The 4,130-nt window shown below is 68.1% G+C and carries 4 protein-coding genes; all 4 read left to right on the top strand.

Going from position 1 to position 4,130, the window contains the following annotated elements; translation table 11 throughout:
• Positions 1 to 50 precede the first annotated feature (50 nt).
• From ACFWGZ_RS39890 to ACFWGZ_RS39905, 4 genes are read left to right on the top strand one after another with little or no spacing between them, the layout of a single operon-like run.
• Positions 51 to 1,049, top strand: a complete 999-nt coding sequence (locus tag ACFWGZ_RS39890; RefSeq protein WP_382456783.1) for an ABC transporter permease — start codon at positions 51 to 53, stop codon at positions 1,047 to 1,049.
• Positions 1,042 to 1,974, top strand: a complete 933-nt coding sequence (locus ACFWGZ_RS39895; RefSeq protein WP_382456784.1) for an ABC transporter permease — start codon at positions 1,042 to 1,044, stop codon at positions 1,972 to 1,974. Before ACFWGZ_RS39890 ends, ACFWGZ_RS39895 begins: the two co-directional genes overlap by 8 nt.
• On the top strand, positions 1,974 to 3,131 hold the full coding sequence (locus ACFWGZ_RS39900) for an ABC transporter ATP-binding protein (protein WP_382456785.1): 1,158 nt from the start codon (positions 1,974 to 1,976) through the stop codon (positions 3,129 to 3,131). The genes ACFWGZ_RS39895 and ACFWGZ_RS39900 overlap by 1 nt, the downstream gene beginning before the upstream one ends.
• On the top strand, positions 3,128 to 4,120 hold the full coding sequence (locus ACFWGZ_RS39905; protein WP_382456786.1) for an ABC transporter ATP-binding protein: 993 nt from the start codon (positions 3,128 to 3,130) through the stop codon (positions 4,118 to 4,120). Before ACFWGZ_RS39900 ends, ACFWGZ_RS39905 begins: the two co-directional genes overlap by 4 nt.
• The last annotated feature ends 10 nt before the right edge of the window (positions 4,121 to 4,130 follow it).

The raw sequence follows: 4,130 nt of genomic DNA on the forward strand, positions 1-4,130 counted from the left end.
GACCACGAGTCCGGCCCCGCCTGCGCGGGTTGCCCCCTAGGGAGCTCGTCGTGATCCGCTACATCATCCGGCGCCTGCTGATCTCGGTACCCATCCTGCTGATCGGCAGCTTCGCCTGTTACGTCCTCGTCGCCACCGCCGGCAACCCCCTGGCGGAGATGCGATTCCGGCCCGGTGTCACCGAAGCCGACATCAAGGCCGCCGAGATCTCGCTCGGTCTCGACCAGCCCGTCGTCGTGCGCTACTGGAACTGGCTCACCGACTTCGTGTCCGGTGACTGGGGTCAGAGCATCGCCCTCGGCCAGGCCAAGACCGCCGTGTACCCCGCCGTCACCGACGCGCTGTGGACCACCGGACGGCTCGTGATCGGCGCCGAACTGCTCGCCCTCACACTGGGGGTCTCGGTCGGCGTGCTCGCCGCCGTGCGCCAGTACTCGATCTTCGACTACCTCGCCACCAGCACCGCGTTCCTCATGTTCTCGATGCCGATCTTCTGCGTCGCGGTCATCGTGAAGAACTACGGCATCCAGTTCAACAACGTCCTGGAGTCGATGGGGCTGGACCGCTGGCTCACCACCGCCGGTCCGAGACCGGGTGGCTTCAGCGGCAGCTTCGGCGAGGTGATCTTCAAGTACACCGGCACGTTCCTGCTGCCGACGGTCGCGCTGATGCTGATCAGCTTCGCCGCCTACAGCCGGTTCGAACGCGCGTCCATGCTCGAGATCCTGCACTCGGACTTCGTGCGCACCGCGCGGGCCAAGGGCATCTCGCAGAGCCGGGTGGTCTTCCGGCACGCGTTCCGCAACGCGCTCATCCCCGTCGCCACGCTGTTCTCGCTGAACTTCGGTGCCGTGCTGTCCGGCGCGATCATCACCGAGACCGTGTTCGGCTGGGCCGGCATGGGCACGCTGCTCGTGAACTCGGTGCGGCAGTTCGACCCGCCGATGCTGATGGGCTGGCTCGCGGTCACCGCGACCCTGATCGTGCTGTTCAACCTGATCGCCGACGTCGTGTACGGCATCCTCGACCCTAGGATCCGCCTTGGCTAACATCAACATGGCGTCCGAGGGCGGCGTGGTGAACAGCGCTCCCCAGTCCGACTCGCACGAGTTCGACGCCTCCAAGACCCGCACGCAGGGCCAGCTGGTCATGCGTCGCTTCCTGCGCCACCGGCTCGCGATGGTGAGTCTCGGCGTCTTCGTCTTCCTCGTCCTGTTCGCGTTCGTGGGCCCGTTCATCTGGACCTACGACTTCGAGGACGTGACCAGCAAGTCCTACCAGCCGATGAGCGGCACCCACCCGCTCGGCACCACCCAGGTCGGCAAGGACATGCTCGCGCTGCTCATGCGCGGCACGGGCTACTCGCTGCAGATCGCACTGATCGTGGCCGCGCTGGCGACCGCGGTCGGCGTGACCTTCGGCGCCCTGGCGGGATACCTGCGCGGGTTCGTCGACACCGCGCTGATGCGTCTCGTCGACCTGCTGCTGATCATCCCTCAGATCGCGGTCGCCGCGATCGTCGTCAAGGGCTTCTCCGGCAGCTGGTACGTCGTCGCGCTGGTGCTCGCCGCGTTCGCGTGGATGCAGATCGCCCGCATCACGCGCGGTGAGACGCTGTCGCTGGCGCAGCGCGAGTTCATCGAGGCGGCGCGGGCCTGCGGCGCCTCCACCCCGCGCATCATCTTCAAGCACCTCGTGCCGAACATGATCGGCAGCATCACGGTCAACGCCACGCTGGCGATCGCGGCCGCGGTGCTCACCGAGGCCGCGCTGTCGTTCCTGGGACTGGGCGTCCAGCCCCCGGACACCTCGCTCGGCGTGATCGTGCTGGAGAACTACGGGCAGTTCATGAACCGCCCCTGGCTGTTCTGGGGTCCGTTCATCGTGCTCGTGTCGCTCTCCCTCGCCGTCAACTTCATCGGTGACGGCCTGCGCGACGCGTTCGACCCGAGGCAGACGAAGGTGCGTGCCTGATGAGTGTTTCCGAACTGACGGAGGACTTCCTGCCCTCCGACACCACCACGCCGCTGCTCTCGGTCAAGGACCTGTCGGTCACGTTCCCGACCGACGACGGCGACGTGCGCGCGGTGCGCAACGTCTCGTTCGACCTCAACGCCGGCGACGTGCTCGGCATCGTCGGCGAGTCGGGCTCCGGCAAGTCGGTGTCCTCCATGGCGATCATGGGCCTGCTGCCCAAGAACGCCGTCATCGAGGGCTCCATCCGCTACCGCGGCGAGGAGCTGAACGGCCGCACCTACAAGCAGATGCAGCCGTTCCGCAGCAAGCACATCTCGATGATCTTCCAGGACCCGATGACGTCGCTGAACCCCGTCTACACCGTGGGGTGGCAGCTCGCCGAGACCTACCGCGCGCACCACGACGTCTCGAAGAAGGCGGCGTGGGCCAAGGCGGTCGAGGCGCTGGAACTGGTCGGCATCCCGCAGCCGGACAAGCGGGCGGGCCAGTACCCGCACGAGTTCTCCGGCGGCATGCGGCAGCGCGTGGTGATCGCGATGGCGATCATCAACGACCCCAGCGTGATCATCGCGGACGAGCCGACCACCGCGCTCGACGTGACGGTGCAGGCGCAGATCCTCGACACCATGCTGCGGCTGCAGTCCGAGACCGACGCGGCGATCATCATGATCACGCACGACCTCGGCGTGGTCGCGGGCATGGTCAACCGCGTGCAGGTGATGTACGGCGGCACGGTGGTCGAGTCCGGCCCCGTCGACGACGTCTTCGAACGGCCCCGGATGCCCTACACCGTCGGACTCCTCGGCTCCGTGCCGAACCCGGCGACCCTGGGCAAGCGGCTCACCCCGATCAAGGGCGCGCCGCCCTCGCTCGTGAACCTGCCGTCCGGCTGCTCGTTCTCGCCGCGCTGCCCGCTCGTCGCCGACGTGTGCCACGAGTGGGAGCCGGAGCTCGAGGAAGCCGGTCCGAAGCACTCGACGCGCTGCCACCGCTGGGAACACCTCGCGACGGTGGAGAACCCCCAGCGGCTGTTCCTGCACGACGAGATCGGCACGGTCGAGAACCCCGCCGCGTTCGCCGCGGCCAACCCCGACGAGTCGCTCGAGGTGACCGCCGTGCACGGCTCGCTGATCACGGATGAGGAGGCGAAGTGACCGCTCCGCTGTTGGAGGTCACCGACCTCGTCAAGGAGTTCCCCGTGCGCGGCAAGGGGATCATCCCGCGCAACGTCGGCACGGTGCAGGCCGTGTCCGGGGTGTCGTTCACCCTGCACCCCGGCGAGACGCTCGGCCTGGTCGGCGAGTCCGGCTGCGGCAAGTCCACGACCGGGCGCGCGATCCTGCAGCTGCACAAGCCGACCTCGGGCTCGGTGAAGTTCGAGGGCCGCGAGCTCACGTCCATGAGCAGCAAGCAGTTGCGCCCGCTGCGCAAGGACATCCAGATCGTCTTCCAGGACCCGTACGCGTCGCTGAACCCCAAGTGGCAGGTCAACGACATCATCGCGGAACCCCTGCAGATCCACGGTGTCGAGGGCGGCGTGCAACGGCGGGTCAACGAGCTGCTGGAGCTCGTCGGCCTGAACCCCGAGCACCGCAACCGCTACCCGCACGAGTTCTCCGGCGGTCAGCGGCAGCGCATCGGCATCGCCCGCGCGCTGGCGCTCAACCCGCGGTTCCTGGTGCTGGACGAGCCGGTGTCCGCGTTGGACGTCTCGGTGCAGGCCGGTGTCGTGAACCTGCTGGAGGAGCTGCAGGAACGGCTCGGGCTCGCCTACCTGTTCGTCGCGCACGACCTCTCGGTGGTGCGGCACATCTCGGACCGGGTCGCGGTCATGTACCTCGGCAAGATCATCGAGATGGGCGAGCGCGAGGCGATCTACACCAAGCCGATGCACCCGTACACGCAGGCGCTGCTGTCCGCGGTGCCGATGCCGGACCCCAAGCAGGAACGGCAGCGGCAGCGGATCGTGCTGACGGGTGACGTGCCGTCGCCGGTGAACCCCCCGTCGGGGTGCCGGTTCCGCACGCGGTGCTGGAAGGCGCAGGACATCTGCGCCACCGAGGAACCGAAGCTGGAACGGCGCGGCGGCCCGGACGGCACGCTGTCCGCGTGCCACTTCGCCGAGGAACGCGCAGTGGTCTGAGGGCGAGGTC

Origin of the sequence: Lentzea sp. NPDC060358 (assembly GCF_042725365.1) — a bacterium.
Lineage (GTDB): Bacteria > Actinomycetota > Actinomycetes > Mycobacteriales > Pseudonocardiaceae > Lentzea.

Coding starts and splice junctions, on each gene's coding strand:
- ACFWGZ_RS39900 (WP_382456785.1), top strand. CDS start 1,974: ATGAGTGTTTCCGAACTGACGGAGGACTTCCTGCCCTCCGACACCACC.